The 18,515-nt window shown below is 69.1% G+C and carries 16 protein-coding genes; 7 read left to right on the forward strand and 9 right to left on the reverse strand.

What is annotated here, in order from left to right; translation table 11 throughout:
• Position 1: 1 nt before the first annotated feature.
• The 3 genes from ACLJRL_RS18795 to ACLJRL_RS18805 all read right to left on the reverse strand — a co-directional run bounded on the left by ACLJRL_RS18795 (position 2) and on the right by ACLJRL_RS18805 (position 4,619).
• Positions 2-1,252, reverse strand: a complete 1,251-nt coding sequence (locus ACLJRL_RS18795) for an SGNH/GDSL hydrolase family protein (protein WP_410657503.1) — start codon at positions 1,250-1,252, stop codon at positions 2-4.
• The gene (locus ACLJRL_RS18800) at positions 1,249-3,474 is read right to left on the reverse strand and encodes a glycoside hydrolase family 3 N-terminal domain-containing protein (protein WP_410657933.1); all 2,226 of its coding nucleotides are present in this window, start codon (positions 3,472-3,474) and stop codon (positions 1,249-1,251) included. The genes ACLJRL_RS18795 and ACLJRL_RS18800 overlap by 4 nt, the downstream gene beginning before the upstream one ends.
• A 125-nt stretch (positions 3,475-3,599) precedes the next feature.
• The gene (locus tag ACLJRL_RS18805; RefSeq protein WP_410657504.1) at positions 3,600-4,619 is read right to left on the reverse strand and encodes a LacI family DNA-binding transcriptional regulator; all 1,020 of its coding nucleotides are present in this window, start codon (positions 4,617-4,619) and stop codon (positions 3,600-3,602) included.
• Between the two features lie 133 nt (positions 4,620-4,752).
• Between ACLJRL_RS18805 and ACLJRL_RS18810 the strand changes: the two genes are divergently transcribed.
• Genes ACLJRL_RS18810 through ACLJRL_RS18825 form a run of 4 tightly spaced genes read left to right on the forward strand, consistent with a single transcriptional unit; the run spans position 4,753 to position 10,908 of the window.
• Positions 4,753-6,045, forward strand: coding sequence for an ABC transporter substrate-binding protein (locus ACLJRL_RS18810; protein ID WP_410657505.1), 1,293 nt, complete (start codon positions 4,753-4,755; stop codon positions 6,043-6,045).
• The gene (locus ACLJRL_RS18815) at positions 6,042-7,013 is read left to right on the forward strand and encodes a carbohydrate ABC transporter permease (RefSeq protein WP_410657506.1); all 972 of its coding nucleotides are present in this window, start codon (positions 6,042-6,044) and stop codon (positions 7,011-7,013) included. The genes ACLJRL_RS18810 and ACLJRL_RS18815 overlap by 4 nt, the downstream gene beginning before the upstream one ends.
• Complete coding sequence (locus tag ACLJRL_RS18820; protein WP_410657507.1) at positions 7,013-7,831, forward strand: carbohydrate ABC transporter permease; 819 nt, start codon at positions 7,013-7,015, stop codon at positions 7,829-7,831. The genes ACLJRL_RS18815 and ACLJRL_RS18820 overlap by 1 nt, the downstream gene beginning before the upstream one ends.
• Positions 7,832-7,848: 17 nt before the next feature.
• Positions 7,849-10,908 (forward strand): glycosyl hydrolase 115 family protein, encoded by a 3,060-nt coding sequence (locus ACLJRL_RS18825; protein WP_410657508.1) that lies wholly within the window; start codon positions 7,849-7,851, stop codon positions 10,906-10,908.
• Here ACLJRL_RS18825 and ACLJRL_RS18830 read toward each other — a convergent pair.
• A complete protein-coding gene (locus ACLJRL_RS18830) occupies positions 10,869-11,918 on the reverse strand; it encodes a LacI family DNA-binding transcriptional regulator (RefSeq protein ID WP_410657509.1) in 1,050 nt (349 codons plus the stop codon). The two genes, ACLJRL_RS18825 and ACLJRL_RS18830, sit on opposite strands and share 40 nt — an antisense overlap.
• Positions 11,919-11,956: 38 nt before the next feature.
• Here ACLJRL_RS18830 and ACLJRL_RS18835 point away from each other — a divergent pair, with 38 nt between their 5' ends.
• Positions 11,957-12,973 (forward strand): endo-1,4-beta-xylanase, encoded by a 1,017-nt coding sequence (locus ACLJRL_RS18835; RefSeq protein ID WP_410657510.1) that lies wholly within the window; start codon positions 11,957-11,959, stop codon positions 12,971-12,973.
• Between the two features lie 44 nt (positions 12,974-13,017).
• Here the strand turns inward: ACLJRL_RS18835 and ACLJRL_RS18840 are convergent, their stop codons facing one another.
• Genes ACLJRL_RS18840 through ACLJRL_RS18860 form a run of 5 tightly spaced genes read right to left on the reverse strand, consistent with a single transcriptional unit; the run spans position 13,018 to position 16,657 of the window.
• Entirely contained in the window at positions 13,018-13,488 is a 471-nt protein-coding gene (locus ACLJRL_RS18840; protein WP_410657511.1) for a hypothetical protein, read from the reverse strand.
• Between the two features lie 46 nt (positions 13,489-13,534).
• Positions 13,535-14,149, reverse strand: coding sequence for a class I SAM-dependent methyltransferase (locus ACLJRL_RS18845; RefSeq protein ID WP_410657512.1), 615 nt, complete (start codon positions 14,147-14,149; stop codon positions 13,535-13,537).
• A 10-nt stretch (positions 14,150-14,159) separates the two neighbouring features.
• Positions 14,160-14,828, reverse strand: a complete 669-nt coding sequence (locus ACLJRL_RS18850) for a cation transporter (protein WP_410657513.1) — start codon at positions 14,826-14,828, stop codon at positions 14,160-14,162.
• Entirely contained in the window at positions 14,825-15,166 is a 342-nt protein-coding gene (locus ACLJRL_RS18855; RefSeq protein ID WP_410657514.1) for an ArsR/SmtB family transcription factor, read from the reverse strand. The genes ACLJRL_RS18850 and ACLJRL_RS18855 overlap by 4 nt, the downstream gene beginning before the upstream one ends.
• 33 nt (positions 15,167-15,199) lie before the next feature.
• Positions 15,200-16,657 (reverse strand): alpha/beta hydrolase, encoded by a 1,458-nt coding sequence (locus ACLJRL_RS18860; protein ID WP_410657515.1) that lies wholly within the window; start codon positions 16,655-16,657, stop codon positions 15,200-15,202.
• A gap of 87 nt (positions 16,658-16,744) precedes the next feature.
• On the opposite strand from ACLJRL_RS18860, the gene ACLJRL_RS18865 reads away from it, so the two are divergent.
• Both ACLJRL_RS18865 and ACLJRL_RS18870 read left to right on the forward strand, forming a co-directional pair.
• Positions 16,745-17,827 (forward strand): sensor histidine kinase, encoded by a 1,083-nt coding sequence (locus ACLJRL_RS18865; RefSeq protein WP_410657516.1) that lies wholly within the window; start codon positions 16,745-16,747, stop codon positions 17,825-17,827.
• A complete protein-coding gene (locus tag ACLJRL_RS18870; protein WP_410657517.1) occupies positions 17,824-18,474 on the forward strand; it encodes a response regulator in 651 nt (216 codons plus the stop codon). The genes ACLJRL_RS18865 and ACLJRL_RS18870 overlap by 4 nt, the downstream gene beginning before the upstream one ends.
• Positions 18,475-18,515 lie beyond the last annotated feature (41 nt).

Consider the following 18,515-nt stretch of genomic DNA (forward strand, 5'->3'; position numbering starts at 1 on the left):
ATCACCGCCTGAACAGGCGCGCGGGGACACTGTCCGCCAGCGCCCGGTATCCGGCCGGGCCCAGGTGGAGGTGATCGCCGACGTCGTAGGCGGGCGAAAGCCGGGCCGGGAACCCCGGATCCCGGGCGACGCGGTCGAAGTCCAGCACCGCGTCGAACCGGCCGCTCGTGCGGATCCAGGTGTTGACCGCCTGGCGGGCGGATTCCCGGGTCCCGGCGAGGTCGTCGTAGCCGGTGTTCCCGCCGAACGGGGTCAGCGTCGCGCCGTAGACCCGGATTCCGTGGGCCTGCGCGCGAACCACGATCTGGTCGTAGGCGTCGATCAGATCGGCGGCCACCTGTCGTTGCGCCTCGGGTGTCGCGGCCGCGGTGCCGATGTCGTTGACGCCTTCGAACACCACCAGCCACGATACCCCGCTCTGCGCCAGCACGTCCCGGTCCACCCGGGACAGCAGGTTCGGGCCGAGGCCGTCGGCGAGCACCCGATTTCCGCCGGCGGCCTGGTTCAGCACCGCGACATCGGGTATCCGCAGGTGATCCGGCCAGCGGTCGTTCCCGTTGGTGGTCGAGCCCCGGCCGTCGGTGAGCGAGTCGCCGACCACCGCCACGGCCTCTGTCCTCTTCGGACCGAACACCTCGGCGCCGCTGAGGAAGTACCAATGGTCGACCGGCGTCGCACCGGGCAGATCCTTGTCCGCGACGTGGTCACCCGCGAGGAGCTGCGACGTCGTGCGGGAACCCGGGTGCGAGGTGATCGACGTCGACGCCTGACCCTGGGCGAAGTAGGCCGTCACCGTCACGTTCTGCCGCGCCTGTACCGAAAAGTCCAGCGGATCCGAGACCACCAGTGCGCCGGCCGGGACGACGGCGCCCGGCTTGCCCCGGAACGTCACAGCCCGCGCGCTGCCCGGCTCGATCTCGCCGACACCGGCCTTCCCGCCGAGCGGAGCCGCGATCGACACCGAGGTGATCGGCAGCGGCGCGCCACCGAAGGCGTTGGAGAACCGCAACCGGATCCGGTCGCCGCCTACGGAGAACCGCACCGTCTGCCGCAGGGTGGTGTCCGGCAGGACGACGCCGTCCCGGACGAACGCGGCGGGTGGCATGTTGCCGGGCTCGGTGAGCTGCGGCATCGAGGTCCACGTGTTCACCCACTGCCGCACGACATGCTGGGTCTGCCGGCCGGACGCGGGCGTGCTGGCCGCCACCACCGTCAGCAAGGCGAGCACGGTGACGAGCCACCTGCGTCTCATGCGGTTCCGCCGAAGTCCGGCGCCAGCACACGGTCGAAGCCGACTTCGCGGCGCGGACCGGTCAAGGTACAGGGGAGTGTCGCGACGATCCGCGCACTCGACGTGCCGACCCGAAGTTCGACGTCACCGGGTTCGACCAGCCGTCCGCCCGCGCGTCCCGTGTAGGACGTCAGGTCGGCGTGCAGCCCGATCTCGACCACCTCGGTCGCACCAGGGGCCAGGTCGACCCGTTTCGCCGCGATCAACTGCTGGACCGGCCTCGCGACCTCCGCCACCGGATCGTGCAGATAGATCTGGACGACTTCGGTCGTGGCGCGGCGGGTGCCGTTGCTCAGGGTCACCCGGACCCGGCAGCTTCCGTCGGTCGGCCACGAGGGATCCGCCACCGTGACGTCGTCCCAGGTCGCGGCGGCGTAGGAAAGCCCGTGCCCGAACGGGAAAAGCGGCGTCGGGTCGACCGTGCTGACCTCGCTGCGCTGCCCGAGCGACGACGTCAGATACGTCGAGGGCTGGGACGCCGCCTCGCCGGGGAACCCGACCGGGAGCCTGCCGGAAGGGTTGATCCGTCCACTGAGGACACCGGCGAGCGCCACCGCTCCCTCCTCACCCGGGTAGAAACCGCAGACGATCGCGGCGAGCCGGCCGGCCTGCCGCGAAAGCTCGTACGGCCGTCCACAAAGGAGCACCAGCACCACCGGTTTCCCGGTCGCGAGCAGGGCTTCGAGAAGTTCTTCCTGCCGTCCCGGCAGTTTCAGGTCGGCGGCGTCGCAACCCTCACCGGAAGTGCCACCACCGAACAAGCCCGCGCGGTCCCCGAGTACCGCGACGCAGACATCCGCGTCCTCGGCCGCGTTGACGGCTTCGGCGATGTCGGCGTCCTCGCCGTCGAGGACCGAGCAGCCGAGTGCGTAAGTGACCTCGAAGTCCTCGTTCAGCGCGTCGAGCACCGTCGGAACCGCCACCCCGAACGGCACATCCGGGTGGTGCACGCCGACATGCATCGGGAACGAGTAGCAGCCGAGCATCGCTCCGGGTTCGGCGGCCCGCGGCCCGACCACGGCGATCTTGCGGCCGGCGGGGAGGGGAAGTGTTCCGTCGTTGTGCAGCAGCACGATCGAGCGCTCGGCCAGTTCCCTTGCCAACGCACGGGATTCCGGGTCGTCGAGGTCGATCTCGTCGGGTACCTCCGGTGCCCAGTCCTCGTCCAGCAGCCCGAGTTCACACTTCTGCCGTAGTACCCGTTCGAGGGCGCGGTCGACGACGGCGGCATCGACCGCGCCCTCTTCCACCACGGCGAGCAACGGTTCGCCGTAGCAGTCCACAGTGGGCAGTTCCACGTCGATCCCGGCGGCCAGCGCCTGCCCGGCCGCGTCTCCGCGATCGGCCGCGACACCGTGCAGCTTGTACAGGAAGGACACGGAGAAGTAGTCCGCGACAACGGTTCCGTCGAAACCGTACGTGTCGCGCAGCAGATCCGTCAGCAGTGCCGCGTCCGCGGCGGCCGGGACGCCGTCGTTGTCGGTGTAGGCGTTCATCACCGACCGGGCGCCTGCCCGCAACGCCATTTCGAACGGCGGCAGCAGGACATCGGCCAGTTCTCTCGGACCGACCGAAACCGGCGCGAGATTCCGGCCGGCACGGGAGGCCGAGTAGCCGACGAAATGCTTCAGCGTCGCGATCACGCCTGTCGACTCCAGACCGGCGACATAGGCACTGCCGATCGTGCCGACCAGGTGCGGATCCTCGCCGATGCTCTCCTCGACCCGGCCCCAGCGCAGATCACGCACGACGTCGAGTACCGGGGCGAGTGCCTGGTGGACACCGAGCCGCCGCATCGTTTCCCCGATCCGCGCACCCATGCGGTACACCAGGTCCGGGTCGAAACTCGCCCCCCAGCAGAGCGGCGACGGATAGACCGTGGCCTGCCAGGCGGCGAGACCGGTGAGGGTTTCCTCGTGCACCACCGCCGGAATGCCGAAACGACCGCTTCCGACGATCTCCCGCTGGGTGCGGGCCAGGCTGCGCGCGCCGATCACCGGGTCGACGGGCCGGGTGCCGTACACCCTGGTCAGCTGGCCGATGCCGTGGCGCACCAGTCCATCCCAATCCAGGGGAGCGGCCGCGAAATCGTGCTGGTGCGGCGCCATCTCGCCGCCGGAGTCGATACCGACCCAGACACCGTAGAGCTGGGCGATCTTCTCCCGCAGGGTCATCTCGTCCATCAGCGCGCGGACTCGGTCGGCGGGATCCGCCGCAGTGTCGTGCCAGGGGCGCGGAGACGCGCTGGGCTGCGTGGTCAAAGCTGTCCGCCCTTCGAAGAAAGTACGGCGAAGAGTGTTCGCCGGGATCAGGAACGCGGTTCGAGTGCGCGGGTGGAGCGGCGCACGACGAGACCGGTGGACAAGGTGATGTGGGTTTCCTCGCTCGGTTCCCCGCTGATCAGCGAGACCAGGAGCGTGATGGCGCGGTGGCCCATCTCCCGGATGGGCTGGTCCACTGTGGTCAGTGGCGGGGTGCACAGCGCGGATTCGGGGACGTTGTCGAAACCGACCACGGAAAGGTCGTCCGGCACGGACAAACCGAGTTCGGCGGCCGCCCCGACGGTCGCGATCGCGGAGATGTCGTTGGCGGCGAACACCGCCGTCGGCCGCTCGTCGCTGGTCAGGAGTTCGTGGGCGGAGCGGGCGGAGATCTCCGGATCGTAGGCACCGAGCCGGATCAGGTCCTCGTCGATCGGTACGCCGGCGGCGGTGAGTGCTCGCAGGTAACCGGTCTTGCGCAGTTCGGCCGATTCGAGATCCGGCCGTCCGGAGAGGAAACCGATCCGGCGGTGGCCGAGTTCCAGCAGGTGCTCGGTCGCCAGCTGGGCGCCGCGCAGGTTGTCGGAATCGATGGTGGGCACCGTGGACGGCCCGGTGTGCGGATCGACCGCGACGACCGGCGTTCCGGGGACGGCTTCCAGTGAGGCCACCGGCGTGACCAGCACCGCGCCGTCGACCAGCGTGCCCGACAGGCGCGAAAGGTAGCGCTTCTCCCAGCCTGTCGAATCCCCGGTGCGGCCGCCCGCCGAGTAGACGACGAGTTCGTACCCGGTGCCGCGGATGGCGTCCGCCGCGCCCTTGAGCAGCTCGGTGGAGAACGGTTCGAGGTCGGCGACCAGGATGCCGATCACGTTCGTCTTGTGATTGCGCAGGCTTTGGGCGACCAGGCTCGCCTCGTAGCCGAGCTCGTCGATCACCGCGCGAACCTTGGCCAGGGTCGCGGCGGCGACGCCGTAACGGTCGTTGATCACCTTGGAAACGGTCGCCACGGAGACGCCGGCACGGGCCGCGACGTCACGGATCGTGACCCTCGAACTGGGCTGCATGAGCTCAGACTAGCCATGTAAAACGTTATCGACAACGATTGACATTGGATTTTCGGGCGAGCAAACTCATCGCCAGTCCGGGCGCAGTCACGCCCCGTCCTACTCGGCCGAAGTCGTCAGGAGTGGACTCACCATGCTTTCCCACCGTCGAATCCCCGCCGTCGCCGCGCTCGCCGCGGCCGTCCCGCTCGCGCTCGCCGGCTGCTCTGGGGGCACCGAGCCCGCGGCCGCGCCCAGCGGGCCGGTCACCCTGAGCTGGTGGCACAACGGCACTACCGACCCGATCAAGTCGATCTGGGCCCAGGTCATCGCCGATTACCAGAAGGCGCACCCGGAGGTGACGATCAAGGGCCAGCCGCTGCAGAACGAGGAGTTCACCACCAAGGTGCCGCTCGCCCTGCAGTCGAACGAACCGCCGGACGTCTACCAGTCCTGGGGTGGTGGCGAACTGGCGTCGCAGGCCACCTCCGGCAAGGTCGCCGACCTGACCGAGTCGACCAAGGGCTGGCTCACCTCGGTGGGCAAGCTCGCCGAGAGCTGGCAGGTCGACGGCAAACAGTACGGCGTCCCGTGGGAACAGCACTTCGTCGGATTCTGGTACCGCAAGGATCTGTTCGCCCAGGCCGGCGTCACGGCCCCGCCGTCCACTATGGACGAACTCAACGCCGCCGTCGCCAAGCTCAAGCAGGCGGGCCTCACCCCGGTCGCCGTCGGCGGCAAGGACCGCTGGCCGGACGCGTTCTACTGGAACTACTTCGCGCTGCGTGCCTGCTCGGCCGACATACTGAAGCAGTCGGTCAAGTCGGTGAAACTCGAGGACCCGTGCTGGACGAAGGCGGGGCAGGATCTGCAGGCGTTCCTCGCCACCCAGCCGTTCCAGCCCGGGTTCACCGGGACACCCGCCCAGCAGGGCGCGGGCAGTTCGGCCGGCCTGGTCGCCAACGGCAAGGCGGCGATGGAACTGCAAGGCGACTGGAACCCCGGCACGATGACCTCGCTGACCGAGGACAAGGACCTCGACTCGAAGGTGGGCTGGTTCCCGTTCCCGTCGGTCCCGGGTGGCGCGGGTGACCCGGCCGCGGTGCTGGGCGGCGGCGACGGCTTCTCCTGCACCACTCGCGCGGCCAAGGCGTGCGCGGACTTCCTGCAGTACCTCGGCAGCGAACCGGTGCAGAACCAGCTCGCGGCCCAGGGCGCGGGCCTGCCGATGACCGCGTCCGCGGCCAAGTCGCTCAAGACCGAGTCGCTGAAGACCGTCTTCGACTACGGCCAGAAGGCTCCCTACCTGCAGATGTACTTCGACAAGGCGTTCCCGACCGCGGTGGGAGCCGCGCTCAACGACGCCGTCGCGAACTTCTTCGCCGGACAGGGCACTCCGGAAGGCATCGTCGAAGCGGTGAACAAGGCCGCGGCAGGCGAGAAGTGACGGCGACGACCACGGGGGTGCGGACGGCGGCGCGGCCGTCCGCACCCCCGGCCCGGGTCCGGTTGCGACGGCCGGGGGCGCGCAAGAAGCTGGAACTGACGTTCCTGCTCGCGCCCGCTCTGCTGCTGTTCACCGGATTCGTGCTGGTCCCGATCGGGATCGCGGCCTTCTACAGCTTGTACGAGTGGAACGGCTTCGGCCCGCTGGACGACTTCGTCGGCCTGGACAACTACGCCGACGCCTTGTCCGGCGAGGTGTTCCAGGGCGCCATCGGGCACAACCTGATCATCGCCGGACTGTCCCTGGTGGTCCAGCTGCCGTTGTCCATCGGGCTGGCGATGCTGCTCAACCGCAAGCTGCGCGGCCGAGCGGTGCTGCGAGCGCTGGTGTTCGCGCCGTATGTGCTGTCGGAGGCGATCACCGCGGTGATCTGGCTGCTCATGCTGCAGCCGGACGGTTTCGTTGATCAGACGCTTCGCGCTGTAGGGCTCGGCGGGCTCGTCCAGCACTGGCTCGCCGACCCGGGGATCGTGCTCTACACCCTGTTCGCGGTGATCACCTGGAAGTACATCGGCTTCGGCATCATCCTGCTGCTGGCCGGGCTCCAGGGCGTGCCGGCGGAACTGCGGGAGGCGGCCGCGCTCGACGGCGCGTCGGCCTGGCAGACCACCCGGCACGTGGTGCTGCCGCTGCTCGGCCCGACCATCCGGATCTGGGTGTTCCTGTCGGTGATCGGCTCGCTGCAGCTGTTCGACCTCGTGTGGATCATGACGCTGGGCGGTCCGGCGAACTCGTCGGCGACCATGGCGACCTACCTGGTCGACCACGGGTTCAAACGGTACGAGTTCGGGTTCGGCAGCGCGGTCGCGGTGATCCTGTTCGTCGTCTGTTTCCTCTTCGCGTTGCTCTACCAGCGATTCGCCCTGCGCCGCGACACCGACGGCGCACTGACCAGGATGGTGGACTGATGCGCCGCGCCGGGACGCCGATCGGATACGTCGCCGCGATCGCCGTTCTCGGGATCACCGTGGTGCCGCTGCTGTTCGTGATCCTGGGCGGATTCCGTACCACCGCGCAGATCAACTCCTCGCCCGGCGGTCTGCCGGGGCCGTGGGTCTGGGACAACTACGCGGCGATCCTCGGTTCGCCGTCGTTCTGGACGTTCCTGGGCAACAGCGCGCTGATCGCGGTGATCGCCACGACGCTGACCGTCGTACTGGGGTCGATGGCCGCGTATGCCTTGTCCCGCTACAACTTCAAGGGCCGCGAGGGCTTCTACACGCTGTTCACCCTCGGTCTGCTGTTCCCGCTCGGGGTGGCGACCCTGCCGCTCTACCTGTGGCTGCGTCAGCTGGGGATGCTGGAGAGTTTCTGGGGCGTGGCGATTCCCGAAGCCGCGTTCTCACTGCCGGTGACCATCGTGATCCTGCGGCCGTTCATGCGGGCGATCCCCGGGGAGATCGAGGACGCCGCTGTGCTCGACGGGGCGAGCAGGCTCGGCTTCTTCTGGCGGATCCTGCTGCCGCTGTCCGCGCCCGCGTTGACCACCGTCGCCGTGCTCGCGTTCGTGACCAGCTGGAACTTCTACCTGTTGCCGTTGCTGGTGTTCAACGACTCCGCGAACTTCACGCTGCCGCTCGGCGTGGCGACGTTCCAATCCCAGTACTCCCAGGACACCGCGCGGGTGCTCGCGTTCACCGCGCTGTCGATGATCCCCGCGCTCGCGTTCTTCGTGCTCGCCGAACGTCGCATCGTCGGCGGGTTGACCGGATCCGTGAAGGGCTGACTTTCAGGAGGTCGAAGATGACGTCCGACGAGCAAAGCGTGCACCGCAGGGATTTCCTGCGGCTGCTCGCCGTGCTGGGCGCCGGTGCCACACTCACCCCCGGTGTCGCCGAAGCGGCACCAGACGCCTACGTCACGGGCAAAGGCGGATTTCCGCTGGTGACGAACCGTAAGACCGCGACGCTGGTGGTGAGCTCCGGCGACGAACCGGGAGTCCTCCGGGTGGCCGCCGATCTCCAGGCCGACATCGAGCGGGTCACCGGAGTACGTCCGGCGCTGGTCTTCGACCGGCCGCCCGCCGGAGGGCCCGTCGTCCTGATCGGGACGCTGGGGCACAGTCCGCTGGTCGACGACCTCGTGGCCGCCGGGAAACTGGACGTCACGGGGATCGCCGGGGAGTGGGAGACGTCGCTGAGCCAGGTCGTCGACGGCCGGCTCGTACTCACCGGCAGCGACCAGCGCGGCGTCATCTACGGCGTCTACGAACTGTCGCGCCGGATCGGGGTTTCGCCCTGGTACTGGTGGGATGACGTACCGGTGCGCCATTCCGACGAGCTGCACGTGTCCGGTGCGCGGTTCAGCCTCGGGACGCCGCACGTGAAGTACCGCGGGTTCTTCATCAACGACGAGAACCCCGCCCTCGGCACCTGGGCACCGGCCTACTTCGGGCCGGGGCACGCACCCGGTTTCCCCAACGGTTTCACCAGTGCCTTCTACGCGAAAGTGTTCGAGACTCTGTTGCGGCTCAAGGGGAACTACCTGTGGCCCGCGGTGTGGGGCCGGGCGTTCGCCGAGGACGACCCGCTCAACCACGCGACGGCCAAGGAGTACGGCGTCGTCATGGGGACCTCGCACGAGGCGCCGATGATGCGCGGGATCGAGGAGTGGAACCGGCACGCGACGCCAGGGCACGACCCGTACGGCGGCACAGGGGAGTGGAGTTTCCGCCGCAATCGCGAGGCGATCAAGGCGTACTGGGCCGACGGGATCCGGCGCATGGTCCGGGAGGACTTCGAAGGCGTTGTCACCCTCGGGATGCGCGGCAACGGCGACGTCAGCCTGCCCGACGGCGACGGGATCGACCTGATGCGCGAGATCCTGGCCACCGAACGCGAGATCCTCGCCCGCGAAACCGGCCGCGACCTGACGTCGGTGCCGCAGGTCTGGACGCTCTACAAGGAAGTCCAGCGGTACTGGGCGAAAGGCCTGCGGCCGCCGGACGACGTCATCGTCGTGTTCACCGACGACAACTGGGGCAACGTCCGCAAGCACCCCGACCAGGCGCTGCCGAGGCACCCGGGCGGGTACGGGCTTTACTACCACTTCGATTACGTCGGTGGTGGCCGCAACTACAAGTGGGTCGACACGAGTCTGCTGCCGAACGTCTGGGAACAGCTGAACCAGGCCGTCGAGTACGGGACCGACCGGTTGTGGGTGGTCAACGCCGGCGACCTGAAGGGCAACGAACTGCCGCTTCAGTTCTTCCTCGACTATGCCTGGGATCCCGGCGCCTGGCCGCTCGAACGTCTGTCCACCTGGGAACGCGGGTTCGCGGAGACGAACTTCGGCCCGGGTACGGCGGCGGCGATCGCGGAGGTCCTGCATACCTACGGGCGGCTGCAGTCGCGCCGTAAACCCGAGTTGCTCAACCGCCGGATCACGCGCGATCCGGCGAAGGATCCCGCCACGGACTCGACGGCGATCGTGTACGACGACCAGGCCACGCCGTTCAGCCTGGTGAACTACCTCGAACTCGACGTCGTCACCGCGGAATGGCAAGAGCTGGCCGCTCGCGCGGAGAAGATCTCGGCACGGCTGCCCGCGGCCTACCGGGACGCCTACTACGAACTCGTGCTCTACGCGGTGAAGGCGTCGGCCAACCTCTACGCACTGCGGCGGGCCGAATTCACGAACCTGCTGTACGCGGCACAGGGCCGGGCGTCGGCCAACGATCTCGCGGCGGTCACCGAAGCGAGGTTCGCCGACGATCTGGCGCTGGCGCGGAAGTTCAACACCGGGATCGCCGCCGGGAAATGGCGCGGATTCCAGACACAGCCGCATATCGGCTACGGCGATATCGCCCGCTACGGCCCGAACGCGCCCTGGCAGCAGCCAGAGAAGGACAACGTCGCTTTGCCGGACGAGATCTTCCCCGCCGTGCGGCGGCTCGGCCTGCCCGAAGCCGCCGAGCTGGGCGTCGCGATCGACGGCTCCGACCAGTGGTGGCCCGCGACGCCGGGTACCCCGGTGCTCCCCGAGTTCAGCCCCTTCCAAAGTGGACCCGGCCAGTACATCGACGTGTTCAACCGGGGCCGGACGCCGTTCCGTTGCACGGTGACCGCCGGCGTGCCCTGGGTCCGCGTCGAGCCGCGGGGCGGCCGGGTGGACAAGGACCTCCGGATCGGCGTGAGTATCGACTGGTCTCGTGCACCGAGAGGGAAGACCACGGTGCCGATCACCGTTTCGGGCGCGGGCGGACGGGTCCGGGTCGAGGCGGTGGTGCGCAACCCGGAGCTACCCGGCTCGTGGCGTCGCGGATTCATCGAGGCCGGGGGATATGTGTCCATGGAGGCCGAGCACTGCACGGCCGCCATCGGCGCGGCCGGCGCATCGTGGCGGCGGATCCCGGACATCGGGCGCACCGGTGGCGGGATGACTCCGTTCCCGGTCACCGCGCCGAGCCTGGCCGCGGGTGCCGGGCCACGGCTGGAGTACCGGATGACCTTGTTCAACCCGGGAACCGTGGTCGTCTGGGCGTATCTTTCGCCGCGCAGCAACGTGCTGTCCGGCGACGGCCTCCGGTACGCGGTGTCGTTCGACGGCGAGAGCCCGCAGGTCGTGAACATCACCAAGGCGACCGGCGCCGACGACATGACGATGAACAAACAGTGGGAATGGACCACCTCGGACAACGTGAACCTGACCGCGACGCGGCACGTGATCACCGCGCCAGGACCACATGTGCTGAAGTTCTGGATGGTGGACCCCACCGTCGTCGTGCAGAAACTGGTGGTCGACACCGGCGGCCTCCGGCCCAGCTACCTCGGGCCGCCGGAGAGCGTCCGGCTGGGAACGTGACCCGCCGGGGGCGCGGTGCTGTGGCGGACCACGAGGCTGGTGGCGAGTTCGATGCGGTGACTGTCCGGCATGTGGCCGCGGGCCAGCGAAATCGCCAGCCGCGCACCGGCGGCCGCCATCTGCCGCAGCGGCTGTCGGATCGTGGTCAGCTCGGGCGTCAGCCAGCCGGCGAGCGGCAGGTCGTCAAAGCCGACCACGCTCAGGTCGTGCGGGATGCGCAGGCCCGCGTCGCGCGCGGCCTCGTAGACGCCGAGCGCCTGCAGGTCGCTGCCGGCGAACACCGCCGTCGGCCGGTCGGGGAGGGTGAGCAGTGAGGTCAGTTCCCGGTAGCCGGAGTGGGGGTGGAAGTCGCCGCGGCGCACCAACGCCGGGTCGAAGGCCAGCCCGGCGGACTCCAGAGCGGCGCGGTAGCCGTCGATCCTCGCCCGGCTGCACAGCACGCCGTCGGGTCCGCCGATCACCGCGATCCGCCGGTGTCCCAGTTCGAGCAGGTGCCGGGTGGCGGAGTGCCCGCCCTGCCGGTTGGTCGTGCCGATCGACGGCGTCTCCGGCCCCGGCTGCCCGGCCGGGTCGATCACCACCAGCGGGATGTCCCGCGCCCGCAGTTTCCCCAGCTGGCCGCTGGTGAGATCGGAACAGACCGAAACGATGCCGACCGGGCGGCGGGTGAGCACGCTTTCCAGCCAGTCATGGGCGGGCGTGTGCCGCCCCGACGATTCCGCGAGAACGACCGACATACCGTTTTCGCGGGCGACGTTCTCCACTCCCCGAATGATTTCCAGCGCCCAGGTGCTTTCAAGTTCGTGGAACATCAGTTCCAGCAGACGTGACCGCTGCGACCGTTCGTCTGCGCGGCGCCGGTAACCGTATTTCCGGATCAATTCCTCCACTCTGGCCCGAGTTCCTTCAGCGACGTCAGAGTGGCCGTTGACGACCTTGGAAACGGTCGGCACCGACACCCCCGCCTCCTCGGCGATCCGGCTGATGGTGATCCGAGGTTCCGTTGGCATGACAGGGATTCTACTGCGCAGTTCTCGAAAGGAGATCCATGAAGAACACAATTTTCAGGATACGGGCGGTCGCCGTTCTGGTCGCCGTCGCGGGTGTCACGCTCTCGAACGTCACACCGGCCTCGGCAGCCGTTCCCTTGAAGAACATCACTCACCGCTACGTCGGCAGCGCCGTCGCGGCGAATCATCTGGCCAACGAAGCCGATTACCGTTCCGTGCTCACCCGGGAATTCGACAACGTCACCCCGGAGAACGAGATGAAATGGGGTGTCGTCGAGGCGACCCGCAGCCACTACGACTGGTCGGGCGCGGACGCGATCGTCGACTACGCCCGGCGGACCGGCAAGTCCGTCCGCGGGCACACGCTCGTCTGGCACAGCCAGCTGCCCGGCTGGGTGAACGACCTGGAGGCAGGCGAACTGCGGTCGGCGGTGAAACAGCACATCGCCACGGAAATGGGCCGGTACAAGGGCAAGATCCGGGCATGGGACGTGGTGAACGAAATGTTCAACGACGACGGCACCCGCCGCTCGTCGGTGTTCCAGCAGAAACTGGGTGACCGCTACGTCGCCGACGCGTTCCGCTGGGCCCGTGCCGCCGACCCGTCGGCCAAGCTGTACATCAACGACTACAACACCGAAGGCCTGAACGCGAAGAGCGACGCGCTGTACGACCTGGTGCGGAAGCTCAAGAAGCAGGGCGTGCCGATCGACGGCGTCGGTTTCCAGGCGCACCTCGCGACCCAGTACGGATTCCCGGCCGGGTACCAGGCGAATCTCGCCCGGTTCGCCGCGCTGGGCGTGGACGTGGCGATCACCGAGGCCGACGTCCGCATCCTGATGCCCGCCGACGCCGCCAAACTGGCCGTGCAGGCGAACTACTTCAAGCAGCTCTGGGACGGCTGCCACGCGGTAGCGCGATGCGTGGAGTTCACGACCTGGGGCTTCACCGACCGGCACTCGTGGGTGCCGGACACCTTCCCCAGTGAGGGCGCGGCCTGCCTGTTCGACACGAACCTGAGGGCGAAACCGGCCTACACCCGCATCAACCCCTGACGCTCCTCGTGACTGGTAATGACGGTTCTAACCGTCATTACCACTCACGAGGCCTTCGGCATGACGCAGAGTTCCCTGGACATTCCCGATTCGAAGTCGTAAACGACGGGGTTTCCGTACTCGTAGCCCGGGACGGAGTTGCAGTCGGCGCCGGTGGCGGACGTGAGCTGGGCGATCACCGTGTAGTTCGCCGAACCGTCGGAGCAGTGGACCCGGATCGCGCTGCCGCTGAACTCGCCATTGCTCCCGGCGTTCTCGTCGGCCGAGATGCAGTCTCCGGCCTGTGCGGAGAAGGGATCGGGGTCGACCGCGGGGGCCTTGCCGGCGTCGCCGCCAGTGTCACTGCCGGTGTCGCCGCTGGTGACGATCGCCCAGGTCGCCGCGGTCACGCCACCGGCGGCGATGAGGGCACCGGCGGCGATCCCGACGATCAGGCCCACGTTCGGGGACTTCTTCCGCGGCGGAACGGGGTACTGCGGCCAGACGGGAGGCGGCGGCTGCTGGGGGTAGGTCACGTCATCAGGATCGGCGGCGGCGATGAAATTCCGATGACACGCCGTTTCACTTGCGGGCGACGAGCCGTTCCACCAGACCGAGTTTGAACCGCTGCCGATCCTCGACGGTCAAGCCGAGGGCGGTGATCTTGCTCAGCGGACGCCGCAGGAAATGTTCGCCCGCCATGGGAACGGTGACCTTCTCGGTGATCCATTGGAGACCGCGGACGACGCGGGACGTGCTCGCGACGTGGTCGAGCAGGATGAGCCGCCCACCGGGACGCAGGACGCGGACCATCTCCTCCAGCGCCTTGCCGTCGTCGGGGATGGCGCAGAGACCGAGGGTGCAGAGCACGGTGTCGAACGATTCCGCCTCGAAGGGCAGGTCGTGGGCGTTGGCTCGCTGAAGGGTCACCGTGTGGCCGAGCCGTTCGGCCCGGCCACGGGCGATGTCGAGCATGCCGTCGCTGAGGTCGATGCCGGTGAGGTTGACGTCGTCGGGGTAGAGCGGCAGGTTCAGGCCGGTGCCGACGGCGACCTCCAGCGCGTTGCCGGTCGCCTGGCCGCAGGCCCACGCCCGGGAATCGCCGAAGAGCTTGCGGTCGAGGAACTGCATTTCCCGGTCGTAGCCGCGGGATTTGCCGTCCCAGTAGCGATTCCACCGGTCGGGACGCGGGGTCATGGCACTCCTTTCAGCAGCAGTGCTCGCCACGCCAGGCCTCGCGGCCTTCCTTGACGGCGACGGCGGCGATGACGAGCGCGACCAGCGGATCGGCCCAATACCAGCCGAAGAGGCTGTTGAGCAGCAGGCCGACGAGCAGTACACCGGAGAGGTAGGTACAGAGCAAGGTCTGCTTGGAGTCGGCGACCGCGCTCGCGGAGCCGAGTTCGCGGCCGGCGCGGCGCTGGGCGTGAGACAGGAACGGCATCACCAGCAGGGAGACCGACGCCAGCACGATGCCGACCGTGGAGTGCCCGGCGGGGTCGGCGCCGAACAGCGAGCGTACGGATTCGACGGTGACATAGGCGGCCAGGGCGAAGAAGGACACCGCGATGACCTTCAGCGCGGTGCGTTCGCGGGCTTCGGGATCGCGGCCGGAGAACTGCCACGCGACGGCTGCGGCGGAGGCGACCTCGATGACCGAGTCGAGTCCGAAGCCGATGAGCGCGGTGGACGAGGCGATCGTGCCGGCGGAGAGGGCGATGATCGCTTCGACGACGTTGTAGGTGATGGTGGCGGCGACCAGGAGCCGCACCCGGCGCGAGAGTACGGCCCGGCGGTCCGGGTCCACAGTGGACACGGGCGGGCAGCAGCCGTCCGCGCAGGCACCGTCTTCCACCGGGATCAGCCGCTCGGTCATGAGAGCACCCGAAGGACGGGCGCATCGTCGACGCAGGGCTGCGCGGTGTCGACGGCGAGCACGACCTGCACCAGTTCGCGTAGCGCCTTGGCGAGGTGCTCGTCGGCCAGCGTGTAGCGGACCTGGCGGCCTTCGTAGGCGGCCACGACCAGCCCGCAGCCCCTCAGGCAGGCGAGGTGATTGGACACGTTGGACCGGCTCAGCCCCAGTTGCCCGGCCAACTGGCCGGGATAGCTCACGCCGTCGAGCAGGGCGACCAGGATCTTGCACCGGTTCGGGTCGGCGAGTGCCCGGCCGAGCCGGGCGAGTGCGGCGCCCTGGGTTTCACATGTCAGCACAGCCCGAACAGTACAGCCTCGGCTGAATAGTTCTCAAGGGGCGAGTTCGCCGGGACAGAACGTGCCGGGCGGGGGCAGGACGCCGTCGACGAGATACGCGTTGCCGTGCTCGCGGAGGCAGGTGTTGCCCAGCAGGTAGGCGGCGTGCCCGTCGCCGTGCCAGACGGCCCGCGCTCGGGGGAGCTGCCCGGCGACGTGTGCCGCTCCGAGGTTGCTGGTGTTGTTGTCGAGTTCGCCGATCGTCACGAGCGCGGGTGGTGCGCCGGGAGCCGACAGCGGATGCGGTGGATAGGCCGGGTCGCCGGGAACACCGGCGCAGCGCCCGAGTTCGAAGCGGCCTTCGATCCAGCCGAAGCGCGGCGCGAGGGTCTTGAGGCGGCGCTCGATGTGGACGAACTGCGCGTAGGTCGGCAACGCGGGCATGAAGTCGTGGCACAGGGTCGCGCTCTGGACGGAACCGATCGGCCCGTTCGGCGGGTACTGAAGGACCGTGTGGAAGTCGCTCGCGTTACCCGTGCGCGCCTTCGCGATGGCTTGAGCCAGGGCGGGCCATCGGGGCGGAGTCATGCCGACGAGTGCGCCGGCGAACAGATCTCCGACGGTGGCTGTCCGGCCCTGTCCCGCCTCGGGTGCCGGTATCGGTGCGCGCCGAGCCGTCGCGACGAGGTCGTCCCACACCTTCGCGGCGTCCCGGCCCCGCAGCGCGCAGGACGTCGTGCGCTCGCACCAGTCCCGGAAGTGCAGTAGCTGTCGTTCCTGGGTGCGTGCGTAGGAGGCCAGCCAGTCCTCGAGCCGGGTCCGGGTGTGATCGGCGACGCCGTCGAGGTACAGCCTCTCGAGCCGGTCGCCGAAGAGTTCGGCGTAGGCCTGTCCGTAGGTGGTGCCGTAGGAATTGCCGAAGTACCGCAGCTTCGGCTCGCCGAGCGCGGCGCGGATCGCGTCGAGATCGTGCGCCATCTGCCAGGAGTCGAGCCCGGAGAACGCGGGCCCCGCGGCTTGACGGCAACCGGCGTCGTAGGCGGCGTTCTCCTGGACCTGCGTCTGCCAGCCGGCTTCGGTCTGGTTCCGCACCAGGCCGACGATCGAGGCCGGGGGACGAGGACAGGCGATCTGCGTGTCGCCGACGGTCCGGCCGAGGCCGCGGGGATCGAACACGACGACGTCCAGCCGCTCGGTGAGTTCGTCGAGCCAGGTCTGGATCGGCGCCGGCCTCGGTCCGAGGATGCCGGCCGTGCTGTTCCCGGCGCCGAGGTTCGCCACCACCGTGCCGGTCCGTCGCGCCGGATCCTTCGCCCGCACCCGCACGACGTCGATGCCGGTCGCGGCGCCGCCGGGATCCGCCCAGTCCACCGGGACGGTCAGCACCGCGCACTGCGTGCTCTCGCCACAGTCACGCCAGTCCAGTGCCGGATGCGGGGCCGCCGACGCGGGATGCGCCGCCAGCGCGAGCACTCCGGCGATGACCACGGCGCCGTACCTTCGACTTGTCATCCGAGATGATCCTCCCTAAGTTGCCGCTTCACGCTGGCAGCACGAGCGCGAGCGGCGCATCTGCCGCTCGGCATAGAACGGGGATCGATGAGCGCACTCGCCGCCCGGTGGCGGGCCGTCCCGGACACGACCCAGGACGGCTTGATCGCCGCGGCCGTCCTCGTCATCTCGCTCGGGCTGCCCGCACTCGACGGCTTGCGGGGCTCCGTGAGCGTGGTGTCGTGGACGGTCATGGCCTGCGTGCCGCTGCTCTGGCGCCGCCGTCTCCCGCTCGCGTCGGCGGCCGTCACCGGTGCGATCACCCTCGGCTCGCTCTGGCTCGGCTCGCCCGCCTCGCCGTGGGCGGCGATGACCGCGGTGTTCTCCGCCGCCTATCACCTGCGGCGTCACCGAGTCCTGCTCGCCCTCGCGGCCACGGCGTGGATGCTCGTGGTGGCCGCCCTGCGGGGCGCCTCGATCGTGCCGTCCGATGTGCTCACCTCGGCGGGGCTCGCGGTACTGCCGGTCAGCCTCGGGTACGCCTTGCGCCTGCACGCGGACCGGGCGAGCGCTCTGCGGCGGCTCGTCGAGTCGGAAGCCGGGCGGGCTCGGGACCGTGAGCGGAACCGCGTCGCCAGGGATGTGCACGACCTCGTCGGCCACCAGTTGAGCGCGATCCGCCTGCAGGCCTTGGGTAGCCGCAAGGCGGGCACGGACCCCGGCAGGGCGCTCGGGGCCATCGCGGAACTGGCGGGGGAGGCGCTGGGGCAGGTGCGCTCACTCGTGGACGTACTGCGTGAGGACGGGTCGCCCGGACTGTCCGAACTGGACACCCTGACCGGCCGGATGCGCGGGGCGTTGCCCGTGGATCTCGTGCTGGAACTCGGCGACGTCGACCTGCCCGGCCATGTCCAGGCGGCCGTGTACCGAATCGTCGAGGAGTCACTCAGCAATATCGCGCGCCACGCCTCGGCACACCGAGCCGAAGTAAAGGTCAGCGTGCGGGGCAAGGAAGTGGTGGTGACCGTGGACGACGACGGCGGAAGCGCGGTGGAAGCGTTGAACGGCAACGGAATACGTGGCATGCGTGAACGCGCGGCACTGCTCGGCGGCACCGTGAGCGCCGGCCCGCGCGAAGGCCGGGGCTGGCGGGTCCGGGCGACGATCCCTTGGGACGGGGGAAGTTCGTGATCCGGGTGCTCGTCGCCGACGACCAAGAGGCGGCCAGGGAAGGTATGCGCCTGCTGCTCTCCGGCGAACCCGATATCGAGGTGATCGGCGCGGCCGTGGACGGCACCGACCTGCTCGCCCTCGCTCGGCGGCGGCAGCCCGACGTGGTGCTCACCGACATCCGTATGCCCGGCCTGGACGGCATCGAGGCGATCCGGTGCTTGCACGCACTGGATCCCGAACCCGCGGTCATCGCGGTGACCACGTTCGACCTGGACGAATATCTCTTCGGCGCGCTGCAGGCCGGGGCGGTCGGTTTCGTCCTCAAGGACAGCGCACCCGAGTTGTTCGTCGACGCGGTGAGGCTCGCCCACCGCGGGCAAGGGCTGATCGATCCCCAGGTGACCCGGCGGCTGGTGACCCGGTTCGCGCGCACGTCGCCCCGCCCCGCACCGCCGGAACTCGCACTTCTCACCCCGCGCGAGACCGAGGTGCTGCGCGGTCTCGCCCGAGGATCGGCCAACGCCGAGATCGCCGACGAGTTCGGCATCGCCGCCGGCACGGTGAAGGTCCACGTCGAGCGGATCCTGGCCAAGCTTCGAGTCGCGACCCGGGTACAAGCCGTGATAAAGGCGCACAAGTACGGATTGGTCACCTGGGACGACTGACACGACGGAGTGTGGGGGCGCGACCCTACGTTTCGTCGCTG

Origin of the sequence: Amycolatopsis sp. lyj-112 (assembly GCF_046549055.1) — a bacterium.
Lineage (GTDB): Bacteria > Actinomycetota > Actinomycetes > Mycobacteriales > Pseudonocardiaceae > Amycolatopsis.

Excerpts from the sequence above, each read along its gene's own strand:
- ACLJRL_RS18795 (WP_410657503.1), bottom strand. The coding sequence starts at position 1,252 with ATGAGACGCAGGTGGCTCGTCACCGTGCTCGCCTTGCTGACGGTGGTG.
- ACLJRL_RS18800 (WP_410657933.1), bottom strand. The coding sequence starts at position 3,474 with ATGGACGAGATGACCCTGCGGGAGAAGATCGCCCAGCTCTACGGTGTC.
- ACLJRL_RS18805 (WP_410657504.1), bottom strand. The coding sequence starts at position 4,619 with ATGCAGCCCAGTTCGAGGGTCACGATCCGTGACGTCGCGGCCCGTGCC.
- ACLJRL_RS18810 (WP_410657505.1), top strand. The coding sequence starts at position 4,753 with ATGCTTTCCCACCGTCGAATCCCCGCCGTCGCCGCGCTCGCCGCGGCC.
- ACLJRL_RS18820 (WP_410657507.1), top strand. The coding sequence starts at position 7,013 with ATGCGCCGCGCCGGGACGCCGATCGGATACGTCGCCGCGATCGCCGTT.
- ACLJRL_RS18825 (WP_410657508.1), top strand. The coding sequence starts at position 7,849 with ATGACGTCCGACGAGCAAAGCGTGCACCGCAGGGATTTCCTGCGGCTG.
- ACLJRL_RS18830 (WP_410657509.1), bottom strand. The coding sequence starts at position 11,918 with ATGCCAACGGAACCTCGGATCACCATCAGCCGGATCGCCGAGGAGGCG.
- ACLJRL_RS18835 (WP_410657510.1), top strand. The coding sequence starts at position 11,957 with ATGAAGAACACAATTTTCAGGATACGGGCGGTCGCCGTTCTGGTCGCC.
- ACLJRL_RS18845 (WP_410657512.1), bottom strand. The coding sequence starts at position 14,149 with ATGACCCCGCGTCCCGACCGGTGGAATCGCTACTGGGACGGCAAATCC.
- ACLJRL_RS18850 (WP_410657513.1), bottom strand. The coding sequence starts at position 14,828 with ATGACCGAGCGGCTGATCCCGGTGGAAGACGGTGCCTGCGCGGACGGC.
- ACLJRL_RS18860 (WP_410657515.1), bottom strand. The coding sequence starts at position 16,657 with ATGACAAGTCGAAGGTACGGCGCCGTGGTCATCGCCGGAGTGCTCGCG.
- ACLJRL_RS18865 (WP_410657516.1), top strand. The coding sequence starts at position 16,745 with ATGAGCGCACTCGCCGCCCGGTGGCGGGCCGTCCCGGACACGACCCAG.